General features: G+C 58.2%; 32 protein-coding genes and 1 tRNA gene. 22 read left to right on the top strand and 11 right to left on the bottom strand.

The window, feature by feature from the left end; translation table 11 throughout:
• Nucleotides 1–2: 2 nt before the first annotated feature.
• Nucleotides 3–311 carry a CII family transcriptional regulator gene (locus tag HB675_RS21865; RefSeq protein WP_213881234.1) on the bottom strand — a complete coding sequence of 103 codons (309 nt, stop codon included), beginning with the start codon at nt 309–311 and terminating at the stop codon, nt 3–5.
• A gap of 297 nt (nt 312–608) precedes the next feature.
• Here HB675_RS21865 and HB675_RS21870 point away from each other — a divergent pair, with 297 nt between their 5' ends.
• The 12 genes from HB675_RS21870 (at nt 609) to HB675_RS21935 (ending at nt 9,643) form a co-directional block, all read left to right on the top strand.
• On the top strand, nt 609–1,379 hold the full coding sequence (locus HB675_RS21870; protein WP_213881235.1) for a S24 family peptidase: 771 nt from the start codon (nt 609–611) through the stop codon (nt 1,377–1,379).
• A gap of 927 nt (nt 1,380–2,306) precedes the next feature.
• Nucleotides 2,307–3,182, top strand: a complete 876-nt coding sequence (locus HB675_RS21875; RefSeq protein ID WP_213881236.1) for a DUF3037 domain-containing protein — start codon at nt 2,307–2,309, stop codon at nt 3,180–3,182.
• Nucleotides 3,183–3,783: 601 nt separating this feature from the next.
• Entirely contained in the window at nt 3,784–3,942 is a 159-nt protein-coding gene (locus HB675_RS21880; RefSeq protein ID WP_213881237.1) for a hypothetical protein, read from the top strand.
• Between the two features lie 363 nt (nt 3,943–4,305).
• The gene (locus HB675_RS21885) at nt 4,306–4,725 is read left to right on the top strand and encodes a hypothetical protein (RefSeq protein WP_213881238.1); all 420 of its coding nucleotides are present in this window, start codon (nt 4,306–4,308) and stop codon (nt 4,723–4,725) included.
• Nucleotides 4,722–4,913 (top strand): hypothetical protein, encoded by a 192-nt coding sequence (locus tag HB675_RS21890; protein ID WP_213881239.1) that lies wholly within the window; start codon nt 4,722–4,724, stop codon nt 4,911–4,913. The genes HB675_RS21885 and HB675_RS21890 overlap by 4 nt, the downstream gene beginning before the upstream one ends.
• Nucleotides 4,910–5,473, top strand: a complete 564-nt coding sequence (locus HB675_RS21895; protein WP_213881240.1) for a hypothetical protein — start codon at nt 4,910–4,912, stop codon at nt 5,471–5,473. Before HB675_RS21890 ends, HB675_RS21895 begins: the two co-directional genes overlap by 4 nt.
• Nucleotides 5,470–5,691 (top strand): hypothetical protein, encoded by a 222-nt coding sequence (locus tag HB675_RS21900; protein WP_213881241.1) that lies wholly within the window; start codon nt 5,470–5,472, stop codon nt 5,689–5,691. The genes HB675_RS21895 and HB675_RS21900 overlap by 4 nt, the downstream gene beginning before the upstream one ends.
• Nucleotides 5,692–5,944: 253 nt before the next feature.
• Nucleotides 5,945–6,748 carry a phage recombination protein Bet gene (gene bet, locus HB675_RS21915; protein ID WP_213881305.1) on the top strand — a complete coding sequence of 268 codons (804 nt, stop codon included), beginning with the start codon at nt 5,945–5,947 and terminating at the stop codon, nt 6,746–6,748.
• The gene (locus tag HB675_RS21920; protein WP_213881243.1) at nt 6,745–8,376 is read left to right on the top strand and encodes a YqaJ viral recombinase family protein; all 1,632 of its coding nucleotides are present in this window, start codon (nt 6,745–6,747) and stop codon (nt 8,374–8,376) included. The genes bet and HB675_RS21920 overlap by 4 nt, the downstream gene beginning before the upstream one ends.
• Nucleotides 8,373–8,951, top strand: a complete 579-nt coding sequence (locus HB675_RS21925; RefSeq protein ID WP_213881244.1) for a hypothetical protein — start codon at nt 8,373–8,375, stop codon at nt 8,949–8,951. Before HB675_RS21920 ends, HB675_RS21925 begins: the two co-directional genes overlap by 4 nt.
• A gap of 111 nt (nt 8,952–9,062) precedes the next feature.
• Nucleotides 9,063–9,302, top strand: coding sequence for a hypothetical protein (locus tag HB675_RS21930; protein WP_213881245.1), 240 nt, complete (start codon nt 9,063–9,065; stop codon nt 9,300–9,302).
• Complete coding sequence (locus HB675_RS21935) at nt 9,302–9,643, top strand: hypothetical protein (RefSeq protein ID WP_213881246.1); 342 nt, start codon at nt 9,302–9,304, stop codon at nt 9,641–9,643. The genes HB675_RS21930 and HB675_RS21935 overlap by 1 nt, the downstream gene beginning before the upstream one ends.
• Here HB675_RS21935 and HB675_RS21940 read toward each other — a convergent pair.
• Nucleotides 9,640–9,942, bottom strand: coding sequence for a hypothetical protein (locus tag HB675_RS21940; protein ID WP_213881247.1), 303 nt, complete (start codon nt 9,940–9,942; stop codon nt 9,640–9,642). The two genes, HB675_RS21935 and HB675_RS21940, sit on opposite strands and share 4 nt — an antisense overlap.
• 304 nt (nt 9,943–10,246) lie before the next feature.
• Between HB675_RS21940 and HB675_RS21945 the strand changes: the two genes are divergently transcribed.
• The 10 genes from HB675_RS21945 (at nt 10,247) to HB675_RS21985 (ending at nt 14,982) form a co-directional block, all read left to right on the top strand.
• Nucleotides 10,247–10,798, top strand: coding sequence for a hypothetical protein (locus HB675_RS21945; RefSeq protein ID WP_213881248.1), 552 nt, complete (start codon nt 10,247–10,249; stop codon nt 10,796–10,798).
• A 61-nt stretch (nt 10,799–10,859) separates the two neighbouring features.
• Nucleotides 10,860–11,120 (top strand): hypothetical protein, encoded by a 261-nt coding sequence (locus HB675_RS21950; protein WP_213881249.1) that lies wholly within the window; start codon nt 10,860–10,862, stop codon nt 11,118–11,120.
• Nucleotides 11,121–11,265: 145 nt separating this feature from the next.
• Entirely contained in the window at nt 11,266–11,391 is a 126-nt protein-coding gene (locus tag HB675_RS26020; protein WP_256737644.1) for a hypothetical protein, read from the top strand.
• The gene (locus HB675_RS21955) at nt 11,391–11,765 is read left to right on the top strand and encodes a hypothetical protein (RefSeq protein WP_213881250.1); all 375 of its coding nucleotides are present in this window, start codon (nt 11,391–11,393) and stop codon (nt 11,763–11,765) included. Before HB675_RS26020 ends, HB675_RS21955 begins: the two co-directional genes overlap by 1 nt.
• A complete protein-coding gene (locus HB675_RS21960; RefSeq protein WP_213881251.1) occupies nt 11,752–12,258 on the top strand; it encodes a hypothetical protein in 507 nt (168 codons plus the stop codon). Before HB675_RS21955 ends, HB675_RS21960 begins: the two co-directional genes overlap by 14 nt.
• 151 nt (nt 12,259–12,409) lie before the next feature.
• Entirely contained in the window at nt 12,410–12,760 is a 351-nt protein-coding gene (locus HB675_RS21965; RefSeq protein WP_213881252.1) for a hypothetical protein, read from the top strand.
• Nucleotides 12,757–12,912: a hypothetical protein gene (locus HB675_RS21970; protein WP_213881253.1), complete on the top strand. Its 156-nt coding sequence runs from the start codon at nt 12,757–12,759 to the stop codon at nt 12,910–12,912. The genes HB675_RS21965 and HB675_RS21970 overlap by 4 nt, the downstream gene beginning before the upstream one ends.
• A complete protein-coding gene (locus HB675_RS21975; RefSeq protein WP_213881254.1) occupies nt 12,909–13,106 on the top strand; it encodes a hypothetical protein in 198 nt (65 codons plus the stop codon). The genes HB675_RS21970 and HB675_RS21975 overlap by 4 nt, the downstream gene beginning before the upstream one ends.
• A gap of 48 nt (nt 13,107–13,154) precedes the next feature.
• Nucleotides 13,155–13,490, top strand: a complete 336-nt coding sequence (locus HB675_RS21980; protein ID WP_213881255.1) for a hypothetical protein — start codon at nt 13,155–13,157, stop codon at nt 13,488–13,490.
• A 313-nt stretch (nt 13,491–13,803) separates the two neighbouring features.
• Nucleotides 13,804–14,982, top strand: a complete 1,179-nt coding sequence (locus HB675_RS21985) for a tyrosine-type recombinase/integrase (RefSeq protein WP_213881256.1) — start codon at nt 13,804–13,806, stop codon at nt 14,980–14,982.
• 79 nt (nt 14,983–15,061) lie between these two features.
• Here the strand turns inward: HB675_RS21985 and HB675_RS21990 are convergent.
• From HB675_RS21990 to thrS, 9 genes are all read right to left on the bottom strand, one after another.
• Nucleotides 15,062–15,138 (bottom strand) — tRNA-Pro (locus HB675_RS21990).
• A 120-nt stretch (nt 15,139–15,258) separates the two neighbouring features.
• A complete protein-coding gene (locus HB675_RS21995) occupies nt 15,259–15,615 on the bottom strand; it encodes a MerR family transcriptional regulator (RefSeq protein ID WP_213881257.1) in 357 nt (118 codons plus the stop codon).
• Entirely contained in the window at nt 15,596–15,898 is a 303-nt protein-coding gene (ihfA, locus tag HB675_RS22000) for an integration host factor subunit alpha (RefSeq protein ID WP_002553164.1), read from the bottom strand. The genes HB675_RS21995 and ihfA overlap by 20 nt, the downstream gene beginning before the upstream one ends.
• Before the next feature lie 3 nt (nt 15,899–15,901).
• Nucleotides 15,902–18,280: a phenylalanine--tRNA ligase subunit beta gene (gene pheT, locus HB675_RS22005; protein ID WP_213881258.1), complete on the bottom strand. Its 2,379-nt coding sequence runs from the start codon at nt 18,278–18,280 to the stop codon at nt 15,902–15,904.
• An 18-nt stretch (nt 18,281–18,298) separates the two neighbouring features.
• Nucleotides 18,299–19,315 carry a phenylalanine--tRNA ligase subunit alpha gene (gene pheS / locus HB675_RS22010; protein WP_213881259.1) on the bottom strand — a complete coding sequence of 339 codons (1,017 nt, stop codon included), beginning with the start codon at nt 19,313–19,315 and terminating at the stop codon, nt 18,299–18,301.
• Nucleotides 19,316–19,428: 113 nt separating this feature from the next.
• On the bottom strand, nt 19,429–19,785 hold the full coding sequence (gene rplT, locus HB675_RS22015) for a 50S ribosomal protein L20 (protein ID WP_213881260.1): 357 nt from the start codon (nt 19,783–19,785) through the stop codon (nt 19,429–19,431).
• Between the two features lie 27 nt (nt 19,786–19,812).
• Nucleotides 19,813–20,007, bottom strand: coding sequence for a 50S ribosomal protein L35 (gene rpmI / locus HB675_RS22020; protein ID WP_002553160.1), 195 nt, complete (start codon nt 20,005–20,007; stop codon nt 19,813–19,815).
• 60 nt (nt 20,008–20,067) lie between these two features.
• Nucleotides 20,068–20,619, bottom strand: coding sequence for a translation initiation factor IF-3 (gene infC / locus HB675_RS22025; RefSeq protein ID WP_213881306.1), 552 nt, complete (start codon nt 20,617–20,619; stop codon nt 20,068–20,070).
• Entirely contained in the window at nt 20,619–22,541 is a 1,923-nt protein-coding gene (gene thrS / locus HB675_RS22030) for a threonine--tRNA ligase (RefSeq protein ID WP_213881261.1), read from the bottom strand. Before thrS ends, infC begins: the two co-directional genes overlap by 1 nt.
• Nucleotides 22,542–22,609: the final 68 nt, after the last annotated feature.

Below are 22,609 nucleotides of genomic sequence, written 5' to 3' on the forward strand. Positions count from 1 at the left end.
GGCTACTCTTCCTGCAACTGGTCAACACCGTGGATGTGCTCCATCCAGCGCTTCGAGGCATGGATCAGCATCTCGATATCGCGCTCGTTGAAGCAGCGCATCTCAGCCGGAACGATCTTCAGGTCCAGTACTGCAAGGATCTGTGCGAACTGCTCGAACTTCTCCGGCTTCATCCGGCTGATCGTCGCCTCATCGCAACCCACTGCAACCGCTACTGGCGCATTGCCCACCGATGCAAGCTTCTGCACGATGAAGTGATAATTCTTGCGAGCCCTTACCACCTGTTCTTGGCTTAATTGATTCGTGGACATGGTCAGGCCGCCGACGCAAGTTCAGGCCAGATCACAGCCCAGTCGTCAGGGCGAAGGGATTGCCGAGTCAAGAGACCCTGCAATTCCCGCTCAAGAGACGAGGCAACGCTGGCGGACGCTTGTTTATTGCCATAGGCAATTTGTTTCAGGTAGCCGCGAGTGGTCCCGGTTCTGTCTACGGCCTCGTCTGAGGCTGTCTTGAGCCACTCCAATAGCTGGGTGTGTTTGGTTCGCATCACGAATCTCCTCTGTGATGCGCCAATTATTACCGCTCGGTAACCATTAAATCAATACCAAATGGTCATTTACCAAAAAGTAATGACGGTTGAGAATCGCGGAATGGACTTACGAGAAGTGCGCAGGCACAACCTGCAAAGATTGATGGACCGCGAATACGGTGTCGGCGTGCGCGGCGCGCAGTCTCGCCTGGCTGAAAAGCTGGGAAAGCCACAGAATTTCATTTCTCGGTGTCTTTCGGAGCCAAGTGCTTCAGGCTCCAAAACGATTGGCGAGGATTTTGCGCGCGAAATCGAATCTTCATTTGGCATTGAGCGCTATAGCCTTGATGCTCCCTTGGCCGTTGAGACCATCGATGTAGAGGGCTTGCCCACTCCGCTCGCACAGAAAATCAAAAGCTATAAGCCACTCGTAGCTATCGAGCGCTTTGACATAGCGGGGTCCATGGGCCCAGGTACGGAAGCGCCTGAAATGAATATGGTTGTTGAGCACATGAGCCTGGATGCGGCCTGGGTGCGTCAGAACCTGGTGTACACGTCCACGGACAACCTGAAGCTGATCTCAGGCAAGGGCGACAGCATGGCCCCTACGATCCGCAACGGCGACGCCCTGTTGGTCGACTCAGGGATCAAAAGCGTGGAATCGGATGCGATCTACTTCTTCGAGATGGGTGGCCGCCTCCATGTGAAGCGCATCCAGCGCAACCTGGACGGGCTGACGATCATTTCCGACAACGATCAGTACCGTGAGATCGATGTGCCGGCCGCCCGTGAGGGTGACATTCACATCCTGGCGCAGATCATTTACTGGTGGACTGGGCGTAGCTTCTAAATTTAGACAGGAAACGATCGACCCCCTTCCGCCCCGAATTTTCAAGGATGAGAAAATGGTTGAATTTTTAGATAGTAATGCGTTCCTCGGACCTCTCAGGGATGCTCCGATGCATGGTGAAAATGCCATATTTCGAGGGAGGATCGATGTAGGAAGTCGAAGCGTCCGCTGCTACATTAAGCCATTTGTTGCAACTCTTCGATCGTCTAGCGGGAGCTCATCGACGAATAACTCCGTGATCAGTGAGGCTCTCGGCTATACGCTTGCAAAGGCCAGCGGCCTGACAGTCGCTGACACCGCCGGAGTAATTATTCTTCGCTCAGATCAGATTCCTGAAAATGTTCTTCGTAAGCTGCTGAGCCAACCTAGCGGTAGTGCACCCGCTACTGAGTACGTGGCATGGTTCTCAGAAGATATGAAGTATCCTGCATTGCTAGCTGAATGCCCTTCTGACGCTCCGGATCTTATGCAGATTCGAAATCGATCCAGGGTCGCTGCTGATCTAGCAGCCAATGGGTCTGCTCCTGCTGTGTTGTCGTTCGATGAATGGACTGAGAACAGTGATCGGCACCTGGGAAATTTGTTGGGAGGCCCAAGCGGTGGCCTGGTCCTCATAGACCACGGGCGCTTGTTTCGCACCCCAGCATGGACCCCCGCATCACTAGGCTTGGATCCTGCTTTAGCAAGGAACGCGCTTAGGGAACTGATTGATGGCGTCATACCAGGCTGGAGCAATCGGACCCGCATCCGATCAGCCAGACAGTTAGCGTACAAAGCATTTTCAGTGGCGTGGAAAGCTGATGGAAGGGATAAGGCAGAAAGCATTTTGACCGAATTCTTGCCCCCCTCAGAAGTCACACAGGTGCTAGAATTTTTGGCAGCAAGACTGGAGCCAAGCCACTACACGTCAACAGTAGGTTTAATGCTATGACCATCCTCGCCAGGCTGAAAGAGCGGACTGCAAAAGCGGAATCGCGGCCCCGTGTGGAGGGCCATTGGCAGGCAGTACAAATGTGCCTCGACCAGGACACCGGCGAATACCTAAACGTCGGGGTGCTTTTTTCGCATCAGGATCAGCTCGAGGTCCGGATGCTAGATGTCTTTGATCGCGTCAAATGCCTGTATGGAAAACGGGTGAGTGTTAAGGATTTGAATTATTACCTGAACGACGTTGAGGAATACATTTTCGCGAGTCGAAAAAATCTTCCAGATCAGATAAGCAGCAACGTCCGGCTCAGCCCGAAGTTATACGCTGCGGGTGAAAGCCCAGAGTCAGTCGTGAGCGATTTTTTTGACGATATTGTGACACTTGGGAAAGACAAAGGTGCACCAAAGAATGATGCATTTCGATACACCTCGACACCCAAACTTCGCGATAGCCTTTTCCAGATCATGCGTCAGAAGATGGATCTGAGCGCGTCAGCAATCATCAAGGAGGAGCGTTACCGGCTCCGGCTGAAGAACGGCACGATTGACGTGGACGCGCCTCTCTTGAGCTCCACTGCCGTTGGGTCTGTAATATCGGTGTGGTACAAAAGCCCGGTAGTGGCAGAGAAAAACATCCTGCAGGCCTCGTCCGATCTAGGGCTTGTTACCAGCAATACCGATCGCGCAGGGTCACTTTCCATCCTCGTCCCCACAGAAAAAAGCGGTATGGACCATCTCGAATTTCGACGAGTATCTGAAGTTATAGAAAAGCAGCTTGATCGTCTCGAGCGGTCCGGTATCGAGGTTATCAGAGCGCCTTCAACTGATGAGCTTGCCGCAAAAACTATAGACTGGTGGCAGCATCGGGTAGCTTGATCGCCGAGAAATATGCCTAGAATATGAGCCCGGCCCAGCGCCGGGCTTTCTATTTCCGCCCTCCGCCACCGCACTGGAGGCCGCCCTACAGACCCCGTAGGCCATGGCTTTCAGCCCGAAATCCCCCCTCTTCATGGCCACCCATACCGTAAGCGCAGGGCCACGGTGACCACCACCATGAATCCCTCCTATTCCGGGCCTCTCCCCCCTAAAACTCACAATTTGAGCATCACCGTAGGCCCAGGGCTACGATCGAGAATTTTTTTGACGCGAGAAATTATTACCAAACGGTATTGACTTGTATTATTACCGTGCGGTAACTTTAATTCATCGAATCGCAGCAGCGGATCGACAGGGACTCAAACGGCCCCGCCGCTCTTTAACAACCCGCGCAACACGAACAAAGACGGCACCGCCTCTACGGCGACCGGAGATCAGATAGGCCCGAAAGCCTACCAACGCGAGGCGCACCTCGACGGCTGACTAGAGCGAAACGCTCGAACCGAGTGAATGACCCGCTATGCGGTGCCAGCGGGAAACCAGTGATTTTCACGTCAGCGCCTGGAGACGGGCGCTTTCGGAAGACAACCGGAGAAACACCATGAACGCCAAGAAATGCAAACAAGTTCGCGCCGCCCTTCGACATATTGGCGTTGATCCTCGCCAAGTTGAGTACACCGGCGGCTATCGCCGCCAGCCTGTTGTGCTGAAGAGGTCGTGCGGTCGTGCTCGCTACCTGGTTGGCAAGCACGAGGCCTGACCCACCCTATGGCATTCGCAAGAGTGCCCATCGGGGAGCATCGATAGACGCCTGAGCGGTTGTGGGTCGCTACCCGGCTGCAATAGCGAGACAGGTCCACGAGAAGGATTTCGATGCTCCACCAATGCGGAAGACTTCTGCACCGCGCAACGCGGCCCCCTGCATCACACCGTTTCATGCAGATGAATGCGCAGGCTGATGCGCGCAGAGCTGGAGCGTTACCAGTCGTGCCGGAGATCAGCACCGGCCATCTGCACCCCTACCCCACACACGAAACCGCATCAGCAGATGCCAGGCCACCATTCACGGTGGGTTTGGTCACCCGCGCCTGGCATCTGGCTAATGCGGTTTGAGGAATCACCCATGAACGCACTCGCACGATTGCAGCAGCGCTGGGACAACCTGACCCCAGCTGACACTTCACCCCAAGACGAAGCAGCCAGCGAATGGCTGTACAACGCGACCGAGCAACTGGTGGTGTTCGGGAGCGACGTTGTGGTCCAGCGCCGCCTCCGGGCAGTCCAGTCAGTCACGCAGGGCCAGTTCGCGCTGGCGGTGGACGAGCATGTGAACAACCAGCTGGCCGGCTGCCAGGTCGATTCCTCGGCGCTGGGCTCGCTGATCATCTCAGTGCTCTACGGAAACCCCGACAAGATCGCGGCCAAGACCCTGCTGGGCAGCAGCGATCACCCGATGGGCGCCCTTGGCGATATCGCCGAGAGGCTGCTGAAGCCACTGGTTGAGGACGGCTTGGCTGCTGACGCAGAGGACGCCGAACTGTGAGCATCCATGCCCGCCTGTCCCGAGACCTCGACGCCCTGAATCACCCGGCCACCCCGCGATTCCACGAACGGCGGGTTGAAAATCGGATCATCCAGGCCCTGCAAGAAAACGAAATCGACACCGAAGATTTCCACTACTACAGCGCACGTCTTCGCAGGGTATGCGAGCAGCGCAAGGAGGCGGCATGAGCATTGATTGGAGCAAGGCGCCGGAAGACGCTGAAGCAGGGTATCTCGGAACATCGCAGACCTACGATGCATGGTATCGGCGTGACGGTGGTGGTCAGGTTCAGCAGATGTGTCCGGCTGCTGGTTATCCGGACTGGACTTGGATGGGGGGGCAAAAGGATTTCCCGGTTGGAGCCGAGTTGAGACCCGTCACAGAAAGCCAATGGAACGGCGAAGGCCTGCCGCCCGTTGGGACGTGGGCAGTTCTTTCCGGCCCGAGTAAATATCTTCAGCCGATCCACCCAGAGTGGGCCGGCACCGAGGTCAAGATCTACGCGCACTTCACCACCGACGAAGGCCGCAAACTGGCAGCCTACGTCAGCGCTGACCACCAGAGGGGCGGCGTCGGAATAGAACACCTGTTCTGCCCCATCCGCACCGCCGAGCAGATCGCAGCGGAAGAGCGTGCTGCTGCCATCGAAGATATGTGGATCACCTACTGGAAACCTGAGCCGCAGACCGCCAAAGAGGCACTTGGTCTGCTGTGGGACGCAGGCTACCGCAAGCAGGTGCAGCCATGACCCAGCCCATCGTAAAGACGCTGATCGACGAGCAGATCGCCGAGCTTCCCGATCACATGGCTGTGCCCGATGACCGGGTGCTGATGGTATTCAAGGGGCTGACGATGTGGGATGCCCTGCGTCAGGCCGAGATCGCGAGCATCGAGAACCCTGAGGCCTGGAGTCGCCGGGCGTGCTTGTGCGGGGAGTGGACGCTGACTTATGAGGTGCGAGCGTGAGCGACTGGATCAGTTGCAACGAGCGACTTCCCGACGATGGTCGTGGCGATTACCTGATCGTCTGTGAATCTGGCGAGGTCGCTCTTTCCTAATGGGTCTTCGACAGTGATATCGGCTGGTGCTTCTGGTATGACTCGGACGCAACGCACTGGATGCCCTTGCCAGCCCCGCCGCCCCAGCAATAACCCCTTCCCCTTCCAATCGCAGCGCCCCGGCAACGGCATGGCGCGTGGAGAGACTCATGTCCGCAGTAATGAAACAGGCCGAGCATCTGCCGGCCGTGAGCGAAGACGCGCTCGTCCAGGTGCTGAGCGGCAGCTTGTACCCAGGCGCCGCGCACAACTCGGTGGTAATGGTGCTGGCCTACTGCAAGGCGGCCCAGCTCGACCCGATGCTCAAGCCGGTTCACATCGTCCCGATCTACCAGAAAGGCCGTGGCATGGTCGATGTCGTCATGCCTGGCATTGGCCTGTATCGGATTCAGGCAGCGCGCACCGGGCAGTACGCGGGTATCAGCGACCCTGAATATGGCCCGACCATCACTGCAAAACTGGGCGGTGTTGAGGTTTCGTACCCGGAGTGGTGCCGCGTGACCGTGAGACGCCAGATGTCGAACGGGCATGTCGCGGAGTTCACCGCCAGCGAGCGGTGGCTGGAGAACTATGCGACGTCCAGCAAAGACACCATCGCGCCAAACTCGATGTGGAAGCGCCGAGCATTTGCCCAGCTTGCCAAGTGCGCTGAGGCCCAGGCACTGCGTAAAGCATTCCCCGAAGTCGGGTCAGTGCCAACTGCCGATGAGATGGAAGGCAAGACGTTCGACGAGGGGCCGCGTGAAGTTTCCACGCAGCGGGTAACGGAATCGGAGCCCGAGCCACTGCCCGATTACCCGGACGAAAAGCTCGAAGAGAACCTGCCGAAATGGCGCAGCGCCGTTGAAGCTGGCCGCTCTTCGCCAGAGCACCTCATCGCCACCGTCCGCAGCAAATACACCCTCACCCAGGCGCAGATCGACGCCATCAACCAACTGAAGCCCATCGAAGGGGACGCCGCATGAAGATCCATAACGTAGCCCAGGGCTCAGCTGAATGGCATGCCCTCCGCGCTCAATACCGCACCGCCTCCGAAGCCCCTGTGATGATGGGTGATTCGAAGCAGATGAAGCGCACCGAGTTGCTTCATGCCAAGAAGACCGGTCTGGACCGCGATATCTCCTGGTGGGTACAGAAGTACCTGTTCGACAAGGGCCACGAGGCTGAAGCCATGGCGCGCCCAATCCTTGAAGCACGGATCGGCGAAGATCTGTTTCCCGTGGTGGGGACCGAAGGCGACCTGCTCGCCTCGCTAGACGGCTGCACGATGCTCGGCGAGACCCTGTTCGAGCACAAGATGTGGAACGAGCAGCTGGCCGCCGATGTGCGCGCCGGCACGCTAGACGGCCACTACTACTGGCAGCTTGAGCAACAGTTGCTGGTGAGCGACGCCGAGAAAGTCATTTTCGTGTGCTCAGATGGCACTGAGCAGAACTTCGTGTCGATGGAATACACCCCAGTCGCTGGGCGCGCCGCCAAGCTCGTCGCCGGCTGGAAGCAGTTCGAGGAAGACCTCGCTGCGTACGAGCCGGTGGAAGCAGCTGTCGAGGCTGTCGGAAAGACACCGGAAACGCTGCCAGCGCTGCGTATCGAAGTCACTGGCATGGTCACTGCGAGCAACCTGGAACAGTTCAAGGCGCACTCGCTGGCCGTAATTGGTGCAATCAACACCGACCTGCAGACCGACCAGCACTTTGCTGATGCTGAGAAAACGGTGAAGTGGTGCACAGAAGTAGAAGGCAGTCTTGCAGCAGCGAAGCAGCACGCACTGAGCCAGACCGAAAGCATCGACATCCTCTTCCGCACGATTGAAGACATTTCTGAGGAGGTACGCCGCAAGCGCTTGGAATTGAACAAGCTGGTGACGGCTCGCAAGGTCGCCATCCGTGACGAGATCGTCCTGAAGGCAGCTGCAGCATTTCGCGAGCACATCGACAAGATCAACGAGTCGTTCGGCGGCAAGGTTCGCCTACCGGCCGTTGCCGCGGACTTCGCCGGAGCCATCAAGGGCAAGAAGACGATCTCCAGTCTGCGCGATGCTGCTGACTCCGAACTGGCCCGCGCCAAGATCGAAGCCAGCCAGGTCGGCGACGGCATCCGCGTCAACCTCGAAAGCCTGCGCAGCCTGGCCAGCGACCACAAGTTTCTGTTCAGCGACACCCAACAGTTGGTGCTCAAGGACAACGAAGACTTGGTATCGGTCATCAAGGTGCGGATCAACGAGCACGAAGCCGCAGAGACCAAAAAGCTGGAGGCTCAACGCGAAGAAATTCGGCAGCAGGAATTGCAGCGGATCGCGGCAGAGAAGGCAGTGGCAGAGAAAGCGGCCGAGGTGAAGCCGGCCCCGGTCGCCGAGCCAGTCAAGCCGCAGCCGGCAGTGCGTCAGGTAGCGCCTTCTCCGAAGGTCGCACCGAAGCCAATGAAGATGGAGGCGCGGGTGACCGATCTGGAAGCCCTGGTGCACGCGGTGGCAGCCGGCCAAGTCCCTATTTCGGTCCTCACCGTGAACTGGGACGCGCTGGACGCGATTGTCGAAGCCAAAGGCGAAACCTTCAGCATGCCGGGGATCACCCTGGAGCAGGTGGCAGCATGATCAGCCTCGAAACCAGCTCTATTCGCGAAAAGGACGCTGACCGAATCTGGCTTGCCATGGCCATGGCCGCCTTCGAGGGGCGCTCAGGAGTTATCCAAGTAGTGGAGGCAGCTGTCGACTTCAAGGTGAAGCCGGAGATCGAATGCGAAGTAACCACCATCCCAGAAGCTCCTGACCGGCGTGAAGTAATGAGGGCGGAATCATTTGCCAAGCGCCTGGCAGAGCTTGCTGAAAGAAAGGCCCTGGAGGACCGCATCCGAGCCCTCGCCGAAACCATGACCTACCTGGAGGCCGTCGAAGCTACCGGGTATTCGAGGGCGGCCCTTTACCGGATATCGCGCGCCGGCGGCTTCAACTTCCGCCGCAAATCTCACGATATCAAGAAGCACAGGGCCTATATCGACCCCACCGTCGATGCGCGGATGTGCGAACGAATGATCGCTCTGCGCGACGTGGGGCTCAGCCGGTACCAGGCGGCGAAACAAATGGAGGTGGCTGGCACCGTGATCCTTCGCCTGATGCGCGACTACGGCATCGACTTCCCTTCTCAGAAGCCGCGTCGATGCGCCGGATAGCCACGAAGGTCCGCCAGCGCCGGCGGCAAGAACATATCAACTTACCACCGAGCGGACTATCTCATGACGTGCTCAGTGATCCACACGATTGGCCCGAACGGCGGCCACACAATGCCCAAGGGCACCCGGCCATCAAAGCCGGTGCGCTGGGATGTCAGCCTCTGGTTTCTGATGCCTGACGGCGAAAAAACGATTCGCAGCATGACCGTGCCGAACTCGATGATGTTCGACCTGGTGCCGCTGGTGAATGAGCAGGTCGATGCGATGATCGCCGAGATGGGCAACGAGATTCGCGGCGCCGGCTGGACGGCTCACGGCCGGGGGCCGGCGAAGAAAAAGAGGAAGCGTTGATGGCCAAAACACAGGAGCAGCGGAACGACGAGCTTGCCGAGAGGCGAGCGAAATTCGCAGAGAAGGAATTGCGGCACCGGGTAAGGCCGGGCATTGAACAGGCCATGGCCCGTGTGAAGTTCCGCAGTAAAGGCATGAGCATCAGCGAAATATTGCAAGTCAACATCATGAAAATGGATATGATGGACGATGCTGAGCTGACCGAACACTTACGTTATCCGCGCCACAAAATCATGGTTAGTGAAAGTGTGGCGCAGGCAATTTATGACGGTGGACTGCGTAGCATACTGAGCACCTCAGACCGGGAAGATGATGATGAAATATTACCTCCCAAGCTCTAAATTTGGCTCCTCTTCAAAGTAAGGACTAAGACGGCTGGCTCATCCCCGAGCAACGTTTCGTCAGGATCTGATTTGATCACTGCCCCCTCGATAAACTCATTATTTATATATACTTCAAAGGTCCCAAGCCCCGCAGTATCGAGGGTCCATGCGTACTGGCCTTTGCGGAGCGAAACGATGTATTCCCCATCATTTGGGGTAGACTCAAGGAACAGATCTCCATCATTTTCGCCTCTTCTATAGGAGATCTGCCTGCCGTCATCCAAGACAGTCAGTGTTTCTATCAATCGCTTTTCCATATCGCCCGCCCATTCGGCCCCATGCCGGCCAACACCTATAGCCCATCCAAGGCCGGGCCGCCACCGCCGAGATCAGCTTGAACCCGGTGGAATCCCGTCCTTATTGAAGTCCTTGAGTCTCTCCCGCTCCTCCTCAGTCGAGTGAGCTGGGGTTTCGTCTTCTGGCTTCTCTTTTTTCTCGTCACTCATTGCTGCATTCCTCTTGGTGATGCCTGTTTGGGCACTCCCTGGAATGGGCAGTTCAAATTAGCCACATTGCCACCATCCGCACGATCGGAGGGATGGCGCCTGCTTGGAGATTGCCATGAAGGTCGAGACCTCGACTGTGACCAAGCTGTACATCACGGGTGCCGTGAATCTGGACCCTATCACGGTGTTCCTCGAAGACTTCGAGCCCAAGCGCGGCAAGATCACTGTCAGCTGCTGGGGCAAAAGCTGGACAGCCTCCTGGGGTGGGATGTGGGACGGCGTGACCGTCGGCCAGTTCTTCCGCAAGCTCAATGCGAGCTACATCATCGGCTATTTCGATTCGCAGATGCGCTCGCGGCAATTCAGTGGCGAGGCCCTTGCCGCAAAGGCGCGGCGCCAGGTGCTGAAGGAGCGCAGGACGTTCTGCTATGGCCGGGACGAAGCGCGTGAGCTGTACGACGAGGTCGAGGACCTGCGGGATTATTCATCCATCGACCACCTCCACGGCGCGCACAGCGAGCTGATGCACAAGCTCTTCGGTGATGAGTGGTGGCACCTGGCATCGGACAACGATGCGACGGAGCCAAACCCCGAATACGACTATCTCGAACGCATCATTGCGGCGGTACAGCAGGCTCTGGCTGAACCAGTCACAGCGGCAGCCTAACCCCACCCTCACCTATTTCACGCTGAACGCCTCGGCAGGCGGGCGGCTGTCTGGAGATCCTATGGAAGACGACCTGATGGTCCCTGTGCCTATGGCTGTGATCAAGCGCATTCAGAACGAGCTCCGGCTTCCCTGCGGAATCTGGGATTCGCTGGCCAAGTGCGTCGAGCAGGCGAGTAACTCGGCGGTGCTGGCCTGTGATGTACGACTACCACCGGCGACTACGTTCCCCGCTGGCACCAAGGTCAGCACCATGCTGATGGGCGTGCAGATGCGGGCTGGGCGGCCGGATCGTGAGCGGAAATTCAAGGAGCCCGCATGACCCCGCGCCGAACCTGTCCCAAACCAGTCCCCTGCCTATCGGTCGAGAACCGCTGCGATATCTGTGGAAATTATCGCGCCCAGGGCAACCACCAACGCTGCAGCAAACTGCGCCAGGCCAAGCATGCCGGGCAGAAGGAGAAGTGATGGACCTCAAGACCTTGGCCGCGAAGGCCGTCGAAGAATGGAACCTGCGCTATCTGCGCGGGGAGATATCCCTGCTGCAGTGCCTGGAAGGGATTCAGCGGATTGTTGATGCGGGGGATGTGTGATGAGCGTTGAGCGCTTCTGGTGCCACGAAGCCCGCAATATTCGCTGCGTGCGCGAATCCTACTACGACGCCCTCGCCCAGCAACTGGCCGCCAGTCAGGCAGAAGTCGTAAAACTTAATGAAGCGGCGGCGTTCATGGACAACGTGAATCAAGGCATAGAAGACGGTCTTCGCGCCAAACTGGCCGCCCGCGACAAGCGGCTTGAGGATGCGGTGGCGGTAATTGCAAACACCCGCCGCTCGCTGGAAAAGGCGAACGAAAGCGGCGCTGTCATCGACACTATTTGGCTCGACTCGCCTTGTTCGGAAACACTCTTCGATTACCTGGACGCCTTCCTTTCACCGGCAGAGGACAAAGAAAATGGCAGCCGCTGATTACTATCTCTGCGACGTTTGCGGGAATAAGTGCTTTTACGACGCAAACTTGAATTGGGAATTCGACGAGCGTGACCACAAGATTCCGGCGGATGAAAAAGTTCGCGGGGCAGATGGGAAGCTCGACTATTGCGGAGATATGGCCTGCATCTGCACTGACTGTGCAAAAACGCACCAATGCGTGGTGGTTAAGATAGATGATGCCCACCCCGCCAGCGAGTCGAAACCTGTCGCGTGGCGAGACCCCAGCGAGCCTGGGCGTATGTGTACTGACCAACACAAAACTTATGCGATTGCGAAAGGCGGCGCACCTGCTTCGGCGTTGGCCACGCTGACAACCCCGCTATTCGCCCACCCAGCGCCTGCAGGGGTTGTACTGCCTGAGCGTAAATCTTCGCTCGATGTGTTCACCACCTACGGCCTCGGAGAGTGTGCGGGCTATAACGCCTGCCTCGACGAAGTGGCCAAGCTCAACGCGGTGAAGCCATGCTGAAGCTCACCCTGCTCTACGCCATCCTCTCCATCGCCGGAACCCTCTGGGCGCTGAGCCTGATCCAAGCCGGCAAGGCCCGCGACAACCACGCCTGATCGAATCCCACACACATTTTGACGGCCTGCCGGGTGCAGGGCTGTGAGGTAAAGCTATGTCTGAAGATCGAGAATTGATCGAACTGGCCGCCAAGGCTATTGGAGCAAAACCTTGGGCACCCTCATTCAAGGGTGACTTCGTTAAGTTCACCGCTGATGGTTTCAGTGGATGGTTCAGCCCGCTCGAATTCAAGGATCACGCCTTGATACTAGCGATGAAATTAGACATCGACATCGAGTTCAGACCTGAAACCGAAACTGTTGCGGCGAAGTGGGTTGATCGCCGGGGGAATCCCGGCAGGCTTCAGGACGTGCTTGCCATATGCTACCGAGGCGGCGACAAGCTCAAATCTACGTGCCGAGCTATCACCCGGGCCGCCGCAGAGATCGGGCGGGCCATGCCATGACCAGCCGAGCCCAATTCGAACAGGCCTACGCCGAGGACAACAACTGCACGCTGTCGTGGGTAGAAGGCCAGCGCATGGCCAGCGGCAGATATCTGGACCTGTATCTGGACCGGGCCTGGCACTGGTGGCAGCGCGGACAGGAGGCGGCATGAAGATCATCTATCGTATCAATCGAATGCTGCGCATCCCAGGCCTCCCGATCGCGCGCATCAGGACGGGCAACGAGACCTGCACCCTGCGCAACGATGGCTGGGTCATTGTCTCCGACGGCAGAAGTACCGACGCTTTGCCGATCACCTTCTGCTCTCAAAGCCTAATCGACAAATTCGAAGCCGAACTGGCTTAACCCCCTTCCACTTTCAGCCTGCCGGCGACCGGCGGGCGAGGATTACGCATGCCTGAAATTAAGCACACGCCCGGTCCTTGGGTCGTAGAGGTAGATACGTGGGGCACAACCTCGGTGAAGTCTGCCAATGAAGAGGACCTTCAAGAATGGCCTATCGAGTACTTTCTGGCGGAGAAGATTGGCGGCCATATCTACGGCGAGGATTTCGGGGACTTCAGTGAAGTTCAGGCCAACGCCAAGCTTATCGCCGCTGCGCCAGACCTGCTGGCTGCTTTGAAGCAAGCTCACATGGCCCTGATTGGCTACCTCCCCCAACACCGCAACGAGATTACCAGCGCTGCGATCCGATCTGCCGTTACTGCGATCGATAAAGCCACCGAATAACCCCATCTGCCGCCACAGGGCGGCACGCGAGCATGCCAATGGCAAACGCAACAGCAGCCAAGGCTTCCCCGATCCAGCCTCGATTCATCCGCGCTTGCCATGCGCCCCAGTACCTGGGCATGGACCGGTCCGAATTCACGAAGACGGTTCGGCCGTTCGTGCGGGAATTTCCCATCGGTGAGCGCGGTATCGCGTTTGACCGACTCGAGCTGGATGAATGGGCCACGGCCTACGTGGAAGCCAAAGCGATTGATAAAACTGGCGCTACAGGGCAACAATCGCCCCGCAGCGAGCGCCATGAGGGAGAAACACAATGGCGCGGAAAACGATCACGGGGCTCTCCCAAAGGAACGGCCTCTGGCATATCGACAAGAAGGTCAACGGAGAACGACTTTACGAAAGCACTGGAACTGGTGACCGGGCGGAAGCGGAGCGATACCTGATCCACCGGCTCGAAATGCTTCGGCAACAAAAGGTGTATGGGGTCCGCCACGTGCGGACCTTTCAAGAGGCGGCTACACGATTCATCCTCGAGCACAAGGACCAGCCTTCGATCAAGCTGACGGCGCTCTGCCTTCAGCAGCTTGACCCATACCTGGGGCACCTGCCACTGACACATATCGATGATGCGGCCCTGGCCGACTTCATCAGGGACCGCCAGACGGCACAGAAGCTGCCCAGCGGCAAGACAAAGAAAGGCGTGAGCAACCGGACGATCAACATCGCGATTGAACGGGTAATTCGGGTTTTGTCGTTGTGTGCCAGGAAGTGGCGAGATGATGAGCGTAGGCCGTGGCTGGACAGCGTGCCGATGCTCAAGAAGCTGGAAGAGAAGAAGTCGAGCAGGAAGCCCTACCCCATGTCGTGGCAGGAGCAGACGATACTCTTCAAGGAATTGCCGGAACACCTGGTCAAGATGGCCCTGTTCAAGGTGAATACGGGCTGTCGAGAGCAGGAGGTCTGCAAGTTGAGGTGGGATTGGGAGATTACGGTGCCGGAGATCGCCGCGAGCGTGTTCCTGATCCCCGCGGACTTCGGTGGCCGGCACAAGAACTCGGGCGTGAAGAACGGGGATGAAAGGCTGGTGGTGCTGAACAGCGTGGCCAAGCAGATCATCGACAAGCAGCGCGGCATCAGCAAGGAATGGGTCTTCCCCTACGCTGATTCACCGCTGCACAGGATGAACGACACGGCCTGGAAGAAAGCGCGGGTGAGAGCGGCGAAACTCTGGCAGGAGGAAAACCTTCGCCCAGCTCACCCAGGGTACGCATCGATCAGGGTGCATGACCTCAAGCATACCTTCGGTCGTCGCCTTCGAGCCGCAGGGGTCACGGAGGAAGATCGGAAGGCATTGCTTGGTCACAAGAACGGCAGCGTCACCAGTCATTACTCGGGCGCAGAGCTCGGGCATCTGATTGAGGCTGCAAATATGGTATCAGCAACTGACTCGCGCGGGCCGGTGCTGACTATTTTGAAGAGGAGGCAGGCATGAAAAAGCGAGAAGTCACGCAAATGTCACGCACATGAAAAAGGCCACCCCTCGCGGAAATGGCCTAAGTCATTGAAAATAATGGTCGGGACGGAGTGATTCGAACACTCGACCCCTTGCACCCCATGCAAGTGCGCTACCGGGCTGCGCTACGCCCCGACTAAGGCGAATCTACCACTTCACAAGCCTCCGGACTTCCAGACTTGTCGTTTCCAAGCCTCTGAAAACGTTGAAAAATATACCCTAGCTTGACGCGTTAAGGAAGTATTTTTTTCAGCTTTATTTCTTTAGCACGCCCAGCACATCTTCCAGCTCGGAGATCATCTGCCGAATCAGCTGTTTGTACTGGGTAGTGTCGTCTTTCGCCTCGTCACCGGACAGCCGCAAGCGTGCGCCGCCGATGGTGAAGCCCTGCTCATAGAGCAGTGCGCGGATCTGGCGGATCATCAGCACGTCCTGGCGCTGATAATACCGACGGTTACCACGGCGCTTGACCGGATTGAGCTGGGTGAACTCCTGCTCCCAGTAGCGCAGCACATGGGGCTTGACCGCGCACAGGTCGCTGACTTCACCGATGGTGAAGTAGCGTTTGCCTGGGATGGGCGGGAGTTCGTCGTTATGACTTGGTTCCAGCATAGGCCTCAACTCGGGCCTTCAACTTCTGCCCTGGACGAAAGGTGACCACACGGCGAGCCGTGATCGGGATTTCTTCACCCGTTTTCGGGTTGCGGCCAGGCCGCTGGCGTTTGTCCCGAAGGTCGAAATTGCCGAACCCGGACAATTTGACCTGCTCGTTGTCTTCAAGAGCGTGCCTGATCTCTTCGAAAAACAGTTCGACCAATTCCTTGGCCTCCCGTTTATTCAGGCCCAGCTCTTCATAAAGACGTTCCGCCATTTCAGCTTTCGTCAGAGCCCCCATGCGCTACTTCCTTAACGTGGCGTTCAACCTTTGTTCGAGCGAGGTGAGGATGGCTTGTGTCGTTGAGTTCACCTCATCGTCGTTAAGAGTGCGCGATGGATGCTGCCAGGTCAAGCCGACTGCAAGGCTTTTTCTATGCGGATCAATGCCTTTACCCTGGTAGACGTCAAATAGCCTGAGGTCGGTGAGCCATTCGCCAGCATTCTCGCGGATTACATCGAGCACGGCGGCGGATGCGACCTCGCGATCCGCGATCAGGGCGAGGTCGCGACGCACTTCGGGGAAGCGCGACAGTTCACTGAATTTTGGCAGCTTGCCACTGGCCACTTCTGCCAGGACCAGTTCGAAAACGAATACCGGGCGATCCAGACCCAGGGTTTTAACCAGCTCCGGGTGCAGGGCGCCGAGGTAGCCGACTTCGCGGCCATCGCGTTCGATTTTCGCGGTCTGGCCAGGGTGCAGCGCCGGGTGCTTGCCAGGAACGAAAGTGAACTCGCCCTGAGCGCCAGCGAAACCGAGCACCGCTTCGACGTCAGCTTTGACGTCGAAAAAGTCGACAGCGTCCTTACCCTGAGCCCAGCCTTCCGGCAGGCGGCTGCCGCAGACCACGCCGGAGAGCATGGCCTCCTGCTTCAGCCCGTCGAGCTGACCGATGAAACGCAGACCGCTTTCGAACAGGCGCACGCGGTCTTGCTGGCGGTTGAGGTTGTGCTGCAAGGCTTTGACCAGGCCTGGCCACAGCGACGAGCGCATGGCGGCCATGTCGGCAGAGATCGGATTCGCCAGCAGCAGCGGTGCGACGCCGGGGTTGAACAGCTCGAACCATTTCGGATCGATGAAGCTGTAGGTCACGGCTTCCTGATAACCACGAGCAACCAGCAGACGGCGCAGGGCCGGAAGTTCGCTGCGAGCTTCACCGCGAGCCTGCGGAGCCAGGCGCGCTTGCGGGTAACGGACCGGAAGGCGGTTGTAGCCATACAGGCGCGCAAGCTCTTCGATCAAGTCGACTTCCAGACTGATATCGAAACGGTGGCTTGGTACTTCAATCAACCACTGACCTGCAGCTTGCGGTTTTACGCCGAGACCGAGGCCAACCAGCAAGCCTTCGATTTCAGCCGGGTCCATCTGCAGGCCTAGCATATGGGTCACACGCTCGGCACGCAGGGTGATCGGCGCGATGTTCGGCAGATACTGCTCGCTGACGCTTTCGATGATCGGGCCGGGCTCGCCGCCAGTGATATCCAGCAGCAGGCCGGTGGCACGCTCCATGGCTTCACGGGCCAGGCGCCAGTCGACGCCGCGTTCGTAGCGATGCGAGGCATCGGTGTGCAGGCCGTAGGAACGGGCTTTGCCGGCGACTGCGATCTGATCGAAGAAGGCGCTTTCGAGGAAGACGTCACGGGTCTTGCCGGTCACGCCGCTGTGCTCGCCACCCATCACGCCGGCGATGGCCAGAGCACGGGAGTGGTCGGCGATGACCAGGGTGTCGCTGCGCAGGGTAATTTCCTGGCCATCGAGCAGGACCAGTTTCTCGCCGTCCTCGGCCATGCGCACGCGAATGCCGCCGTTGATTTGGGCGAGGTCGAAGGCGTGCAACGGTTGCCCCAGTTCGAGCATCACATAGTTGGTGATGTCGACTGCGGCATCGATGCTGCGCACGTCGGCGCGACGCAGGCGCTCGACCATCCACAGCGGGGTCGGGCGCGAGAGGTCGACATTGCGGATCACCCGGCCCAGGTAACGCGGGCAGGCCTGCGGGGCGACGACGTCAACCGGGCGCACTTCGTCGTTGACCGGCGCAATGCTGGCCACTACCGGGCGGGTGACCGGGACGGCGTAGAGCGCGCCTACTTCACGGGCCAGACCCGCCAACGACAGGCAGTCACCGCGGTTGGGGGTGAGGTCGACCTCGATGCTGGCATCATCCAGTTGCAGGTAAATACGAATGTCTTCGCCCACCGGCGCATCAGCCGGCAGCTCCATCAAGCCGTCGTTGCCCTCGCCCACTTGCAACTCGGACTGCGAGCACAACATGCCGTTGGACTCGACACCGCGCAGCTTGGCCTTCTTGATCTTGAAGTCGCCCGGCAGTTCGGCGCCGATCTTGGCGAACGGGATCTTCAGGCCGGGGCGCACGTTGGGCGCGCCGCACACCACCTGAAAGGTGTCCTTGCCGTCGCTGACCTGGCAAACGCGCAGTTTGTCGGCATCCGGGTGCTGTTCGGTGGACAGTACTTCGCCGACCACGACGCCGGTGAATTCACCGGCCGCCAGGGTCACGCTGTCGACTTCCAGGCCGGCCATGGACAGCCGGGCCACCAGTTCGTCGCGGGAGACTTGCGGGCTGACCCAGCCGCGCAGCCATTGTTCACTGAATTTCATGCTGTTCTCCTGGAGTAATTAGCGAAATTGCGCAAGAAACCGCAAGTCGTTTTCGAAGAACAGCCGTAAGTCGTTGACGCCGTAACGCAGCATGGCAAAACGCTCTACGCCCATACCGAAGGCGAAGCCTTGAAACTCTTCCGGGTCGATACCCGACATGCGCAGCACGTTGGGGTGAACCATGCCGCAGCCCATCACTTCAAGCCAGCCGGTCTGTTTGCAGACGCGGCAGCCGTTGCCGTTGCAGATCACACACTGCATGTCGACTTCAGCGGATGGTTCGGTGAACGGGAAGTAAGACGGACGGAAGCGCACCGCCAATTCCTTCTCGAAGAACACCCGCAGGAATTCCTCGATGGTGCCTTTGAGGTCGGCGAAATTGATGTCGCGATCCACCAGCAGGCCTTCGACCTGATGGAACATCGGCGAGTGGGTGATATCCGAGTCGCTGCGGTACACGCGGCCCGGGCAGACCACACGGATCGGCGGCTGCTGCGATTCCATGGTCCGTACCTGCACCGGCGAGGTGTGGGTACGCAGTAGCATGTTTGCGTTGAAATAGAAGGTGTCGTGCATCGACCGGGCCGGGTGATGGCCTGGGATGTTGAGTGCTTCGAAGTTGTGGTAGTCGTCTTCGACCTCTGGGCCTTCGGCAATGCCGTAGCCGATGTGGGTGAAGAACTGCTCGATGCGTTCCAGGGTACGTGTGACGGGGTGCAGACCGCCCGTGGTCTGGCCACGGCCCGGCAGGGTCACGTCGATCTGTTCGGCAGCGAGTTTTGCGCTCAGCTCGGCTTCTTCGAAGCTGCTTTTGCGCGAATTCAGGACCTCTGTAACACGCTCCTTGGCTTCGTTGATCAGCGCTCCCACTTTGGGACGCTCATCGGCCGGCAGGTTGCCCAGGGTCTTCATCACCTGAGTCAGTTCGCCTTTCTTGCCAAGGTACTGAACCCGGATCTGCTCCAGGGCATTGATGTCTTCAGCTTGTTGCACGGCCTCCAGAGCTTGAGAGACCAGCGCATCCAGGTTTTCCATGTACAGACTCCAGATACGAAATAGGGGAAGAGCTTTAGAAGGCTCTTCCCCTATTTACTGACGTTTAACACCGTGGGAGACCAGCGGCCACCCAAGGTGATTGTCGTGGGTACTTAAGCCAGCGAGGCTTTAGCTTTCTCGACAATCGCAGCAAACGCCGCTTTTTCGTTCACAGCCAGATCAGCCAGAACCTTGCGGTCGATCTCGATCGACGCTTTTTTCAGGCCAGAGATCAGACGGCTGTAAGACAGACCGTTGACACGAGCACCAGCGTTGATACGAGCGATCCACAGAGCGCGGAACTGACGTTTTTTCTGACGACGGTCGCGGTAGGCGTATTGACCTGCCTTGATGACCGCTTGCTTGGCAACACGGAACACACGCGAACGCGCGCCGTAGTAGCCTTTTGCAAGTTTCAGAATTTTCTTGTGACGCTTACGGGCAATGACGCCACGCTTAACACGAGCCATGAGTTAGTCCTCTATCTTTGACCGAAATTAACGAAGGCGCAGCATGCGCTCGACTTTTGCCACGTCAGACGGATGCAGCAAGCTGCTACCGCGCAGTTGACGCTTACGCTTGGTCGACATTTTGGTCAGGATGTGGCTCTTGAAAGCGTGCTTGTGCTTGATGCCATTAGCCGTTTTGAGGAACCGCTTGGCTGCACCGCTTTTGGTTTTCATCTTTGGCATGTTCGGGTACTCCGCATTCAGTTGATAAACATAACCGCAAGGCCTGCCGTGCCCTGGTGGTTATTTCTTTTTCTTGGGGGCGATGACCATAATCAGCTGGCGTCCTTCCATCTTAGGATGCTGTTCGACCGAGCCATACTCGAGCAGGTCTTGTTCGACCCGCTTGAGAAGCTCCATCCCCAGCTCCTGATGCGCCATCTCACGGCCGCGAAATCTCAACGAGATCTTGGCCCTGTCCCCATCACTAAGGAAACGTACCAGGTTGCGAAGTTTTACCTGGTAATCCCCTTCCTCCGTCCCTGGACGAAACTTGATTTCTTTGACCTGAATCTGCTTCTGGTTCTTCTTCGCGGCAGCGACCTGCTTCTTCTTTTCGAAGATCGACTTGCCATAATCCATCACCCGGCAAACAGGTGGGATGGCGTCGGCAGAAATCTCTACCAGATCCAGCTTGGCTTCTTCAGCAATACGAAGCGCTTCATCAATCGAGACGATGCCAATCTGCTCGCCGTCAGCGCCAATTAACCGAACCTCGCGTGCCGAGATATTCTCGTTGATCGGGGCCTTCGGTGCAGCTCGTTTATCTTGTCTCATTTCACGCTTAATAGTAATTACTCCGAATCATGGCGACCACGCCGGGAAACCGCTTGTGCGAGGAACTCGGTGAACTGAGCGACGGGCATGGAGCCCAGGTCTGCACCTTCACGGGTACGCACAGCGACAGTTTGCGTTTCAACCTCCCGATCTCCGATCACGAGGAGATAAGGAACCTTGAGCAAAGTATGCTCGCGGATTTTAAAGCCGATTTTCTCATTTCTCAAGTCGGACTTGGCACGAAACCCGCTTTGGAGCAGATTTTTTTCCACATCGAGGGCAAAATCAGCTTGTTTATCAGTGATATTCATGATCACTGCCTGGGTTGGCGCCAGCCAGGCCGGGAATGCACCTTCATAGTGCTCGATCAAAATCCCGATGAAGCGCTCGAAGGAACCGAGAATGGCCCGGTGCAGCATCACTGGGTGCTGGCGGTCATTATTCTCGGAAACGTACTCGGCGTCGAGACGGATCGGCAGGTTGAAGTCCAGCTGTAGCGTACCGCACTGCCAGACGCGACCCAGGCAGTCCTTGAGCGAAAACTCGATCTTCGGCCCGTAGAAGGCACCCTCGCCTGGCTGCAGGTCATACGGCAGACCGGCATTGTCCAGCGCGGTGGCCAAAGCGCTTTCGGCACGGTCCCACAGCTCGTCGGAACCCACGCGCTTCTCGGGGCGAGTCGAGAGCTTGAGCTGGATGTCCTTGAAGCCGAAGTCGGCGTAGACGTTCATGGTCAGCTTGATGAACGCGGCCGATTCGGACTGCATCTGCTCTTCGGTGCAGAAAATGTGCGCATCGTCCTGCACGAAGCCACGCACGCGCATGATGCCATGCAGCGCACCCGACGGCTCGTTGCGGTGGCAGGCGCCGAACTCGGCCAGGCGCAGTGGCAGCTCGCGGTAGCTTTTCAGGCCTTGGTTGAAGATCTGCACGTGGCACGGGCAGTTCATCGGCTTGATGGCGTAGTCGCGGTTTTCAGACTGAGTGGTGAACATGTTCTCGGCATAGTTGGCCCAGTGCCCGGACTTTTCCCACAGGCCGCGATCCACGACCTGAGGCGTCTTGACCTCGAGGTAGCCGTTCTCGCGCTGAACCTTGCGCATGTATTGCTCGAGCACCTGATAGATGGTCCAGCCAGCCGGGTGCCAGAACACCATGCCCGGCGCTTCTTCCTGGAGGTGGAAGAGGTTCAGGCGCTTGCCGATCTTGCGGTGATCGCGCTTCTCGGCTTCCTCGATACGCTGGATATAGGCGGCCAGCTGCTTCTTGTCAGCCCAGGCAGTGCCGTACACGCGTTGCAGTTGTTCGTTCTTGGCGTCGCCACGCCAGTAGGCACCCGACAGCTTGGTCAATTTGAACGACTTGAGGAAGCGCGTGTTCGGCACGTGGGGGCCGCGGCACATGTCGACGTATTCTTCGTGGTAGTACAGGCCCATGGACTGCTCGTCCGGCATGTCCTCGACCAGGCGCAACTTGTACTCTTCACCGCGCGCCTTGAAGACTTCGATGACTTCGGCTCGAGGGGTGACCTTTTTGATCACGTCGTAGTCGGTGTCGATCAGCTGCTGCATGCGCTGTTCGATGGCCGCCAAGTCTTCGGGCGTGAAAGGACGTTCGTAGGCAATGTCATAATAGAAGCCGTCCTCGATGACCGGGCCGATGACCATGCGCGCGGTCGGGTACAGCTGCTTGACCGCGTGCCCAACAAGGTGGGCGCAGGAGTGGCGGATGATCTCGACGCCTTCCTGGTCCTTGGGGGTGATGATCTGCAGGGTTGCATCGCGTTCGATCAGATCGCTGGCATCGACCAGCTGACCGTCGACCTTGCCGGCTACGGTTGCCTTGGCCAGGCCCGCGCCAATGGATGCGGCCACTTCGGCTACGGATACTGCATGATCGAACGAACGCTGACTGCCGTCGGGAAGAGTAATAGTTGGCATGGCGCCTCCTCTCCTAGTGGTGACCCCTACCAAAGGTCACGTGGGTTGGGATGAGCCAGTACGCGATT

It is taken from the genome of Pseudomonas sp. dw_358 (genome assembly GCF_018449655.1).
Lineage (GTDB): Bacteria > Pseudomonadota > Gammaproteobacteria > Pseudomonadales > Pseudomonadaceae > Aquipseudomonas.

Bases quoted from the DNA above. Each gene is read 5' to 3' on its own strand.
- HB675_RS21950 (WP_213881249.1), top strand. From the start codon at position 10,860: ATGGAAGACGACCTGATGGTCCCTGTGCCTATGGCTGTGATCAAGCGC.
- HB675_RS21935 (WP_213881246.1), top strand. From the start codon at position 9,302: ATGGCCAAAACACAGGAGCAGCGGAACGACGAGCTTGCCGAGAGGCGA.
- HB675_RS21880 (WP_213881237.1), top strand. From the start codon at position 3,784: ATGAACGCCAAGAAATGCAAACAAGTTCGCGCCGCCCTTCGACATATT.
- pheT (WP_213881258.1), bottom strand. From the start codon at position 18,280: ATGAAATTCAGTGAACAATGGCTGCGCGGCTGGGTCAGCCCGCAAGTC.
- HB675_RS21945 (WP_213881248.1), top strand. From the start codon at position 10,247: ATGAAGGTCGAGACCTCGACTGTGACCAAGCTGTACATCACGGGTGCC.
- HB675_RS21900 (WP_213881241.1), top strand. From the start codon at position 5,470: ATGACCCAGCCCATCGTAAAGACGCTGATCGACGAGCAGATCGCCGAG.
- HB675_RS21970 (WP_213881253.1), top strand. From the start codon at position 12,757: ATGACCAGCCGAGCCCAATTCGAACAGGCCTACGCCGAGGACAACAAC.
- HB675_RS21980 (WP_213881255.1), top strand. From the start codon at position 13,155: ATGCCTGAAATTAAGCACACGCCCGGTCCTTGGGTCGTAGAGGTAGAT.
- HB675_RS21885 (WP_213881238.1), top strand. From the start codon at position 4,306: ATGAACGCACTCGCACGATTGCAGCAGCGCTGGGACAACCTGACCCCA.
- HB675_RS21920 (WP_213881243.1), top strand. From the start codon at position 6,745: ATGAAGATCCATAACGTAGCCCAGGGCTCAGCTGAATGGCATGCCCTC.
- HB675_RS21865 (WP_213881234.1), bottom strand. From the start codon at position 311: ATGTCCACGAATCAATTAAGCCAAGAACAGGTGGTAAGGGCTCGCAAG.
- HB675_RS21875 (WP_213881236.1), top strand. From the start codon at position 2,307: ATGACCATCCTCGCCAGGCTGAAAGAGCGGACTGCAAAAGCGGAATCG.
- HB675_RS21965 (WP_213881252.1), top strand. From the start codon at position 12,410: ATGTCTGAAGATCGAGAATTGATCGAACTGGCCGCCAAGGCTATTGGA.
- HB675_RS21930 (WP_213881245.1), top strand. From the start codon at position 9,063: ATGCCCAAGGGCACCCGGCCATCAAAGCCGGTGCGCTGGGATGTCAGC.
- bet (WP_213881305.1), top strand. From the start codon at position 5,945: ATGAAACAGGCCGAGCATCTGCCGGCCGTGAGCGAAGACGCGCTCGTC.
- HB675_RS21940 (WP_213881247.1), bottom strand. From the start codon at position 9,942: ATGGAAAAGCGATTGATAGAAACACTGACTGTCTTGGATGACGGCAGG.
- rpmI (WP_002553160.1), bottom strand. From the start codon at position 20,007: ATGCCAAAGATGAAAACCAAAAGCGGTGCAGCCAAGCGGTTCCTCAAA.
- HB675_RS21995 (WP_213881257.1), bottom strand. From the start codon at position 15,615: ATGCTGGAACCAAGTCATAACGACGAACTCCCGCCCATCCCAGGCAAA.
- HB675_RS21960 (WP_213881251.1), top strand. From the start codon at position 11,752: ATGGCAGCCGCTGATTACTATCTCTGCGACGTTTGCGGGAATAAGTGC.
- HB675_RS26020 (WP_256737644.1), top strand. From the start codon at position 11,266: ATGGACCTCAAGACCTTGGCCGCGAAGGCCGTCGAAGAATGGAACCTG.
- HB675_RS21975 (WP_213881254.1), top strand. From the start codon at position 12,909: ATGAAGATCATCTATCGTATCAATCGAATGCTGCGCATCCCAGGCCTC.
- HB675_RS21895 (WP_213881240.1), top strand. From the start codon at position 4,910: ATGAGCATTGATTGGAGCAAGGCGCCGGAAGACGCTGAAGCAGGGTAT.
- pheS (WP_213881259.1), bottom strand. From the start codon at position 19,315: ATGGAAAACCTGGATGCGCTGGTCTCTCAAGCTCTGGAGGCCGTGCAA.
- rplT (WP_213881260.1), bottom strand. From the start codon at position 19,785: ATGGCTCGTGTTAAGCGTGGCGTCATTGCCCGTAAGCGTCACAAGAAA.
- HB675_RS21925 (WP_213881244.1), top strand. From the start codon at position 8,373: ATGATCAGCCTCGAAACCAGCTCTATTCGCGAAAAGGACGCTGACCGA.
- thrS (WP_213881261.1), bottom strand. From the start codon at position 22,541: ATGCCAACTATTACTCTTCCCGACGGCAGTCAGCGTTCGTTCGATCAT.
- HB675_RS21870 (WP_213881235.1), top strand. From the start codon at position 609: ATGGTCATTTACCAAAAAGTAATGACGGTTGAGAATCGCGGAATGGAC.
- HB675_RS21985 (WP_213881256.1), top strand. From the start codon at position 13,804: ATGGCGCGGAAAACGATCACGGGGCTCTCCCAAAGGAACGGCCTCTGG.
- ihfA (WP_002553164.1), bottom strand. From the start codon at position 15,898: ATGGGGGCTCTGACGAAAGCTGAAATGGCGGAACGTCTTTATGAAGAG.
- HB675_RS21955 (WP_213881250.1), top strand. From the start codon at position 11,391: ATGAGCGTTGAGCGCTTCTGGTGCCACGAAGCCCGCAATATTCGCTGC.